This window comes from Mycobacterium scrofulaceum, from assembly GCF_002086735.1.
Classification (GTDB): Bacteria; Actinomycetota; Actinomycetes; order Mycobacteriales; family Mycobacteriaceae; genus Mycobacterium; species Mycobacterium scrofulaceum.
In genome coordinates this window covers 1-790 of record NZ_MVIJ01000156.1, presented here as the reverse complement: position 1 = coordinate 790, position 790 = coordinate 1, and the positions used below count along the sequence as shown (strand labels likewise).

Sequence of the window (790 nt, the reverse complement as noted above, 5' to 3'; positions counted from 1 at the left end):
CCACTACCGTTGGCGCTCACTACTACACAGCGGAGCACTCCACCAACTTGTCAATGCACTCTGAATTACGAAGAGCCATCAAACCCATCGGCTACGGCGCTGGCCGCGACGGCCAGCGCCGCCGCCTCTACGACGAGCCCATGACCCCACTGGACCGGCTGCTGGCAGCCGGGGTCCTCTCGCCAGCCCAAGAATCGGAGCTGCTTGCCTACCGCGACACCCTGAACCCCGCCGCGATCGCACGCCAGATCGCCGATCTACAAGCCGCCCTGCTCAGACTCGCCAAGAACAAGACCGAACACCTCTACCTCGCCGCCATCCCCACCGCCCTACCCGAGGTCAGATCCGGCATCCGCATCCAGAACAAGACCGCCAGTTGACCTCGTTTTCGCGGGCATTCCTTACGTGATGCATGGATCAGGTTTCGCGGGCAACTTGACGTGATGCATCACGCCCCCGACGCAGCATGTGAGAAGTTTCCTTACTGGAATCAAGATCGCCGAGGTCGGCAACGTGGGCTGACGGCGTTGCCGGATTCCGGGATTCACGTCGTGAGAACGAATCGTGGCGAGAGGACAGCTGCAGCCGGACACTCCTCGTCCGCGAATAAGCCCTGAGGCCAGGGGGAACCGCGGGAGCTTGACGGATCCGCCGTGTCCGCCGATACGGCACCGGGATGGCTTTTGTCTGCAGTGGAGCTTGCCTGTCTCGAATAGCAGATCCTCATCTGCGTTGATACACCGGGCGTTCGGTCGTCGCTATCTTGTCAAAGCGACCTCGAAATAATCTC

General features: G+C 61.3%; 1 protein-coding gene. It reads left to right on the top strand.

Annotated features, from left to right (window positions below; translation table 11 throughout):
* The first annotated feature begins 53 nt into the window (after positions 1–53).
* On the top strand, positions 54–380 hold the full coding sequence (locus BST44_RS29225; RefSeq protein ID WP_033711234.1) for a hypothetical protein: 327 nt from the start codon (positions 54–56) through the stop codon (positions 378–380).
* The last annotated feature ends 410 nt before the right edge of the window (positions 381–790 follow it).

Bases quoted from the DNA above. Each gene is read 5' to 3' on its own strand.
- BST44_RS29225 (WP_033711234.1), top strand. From the start codon at position 54: ATGCACTCTGAATTACGAAGAGCCATCAAACCCATCGGCTACGGCGCT.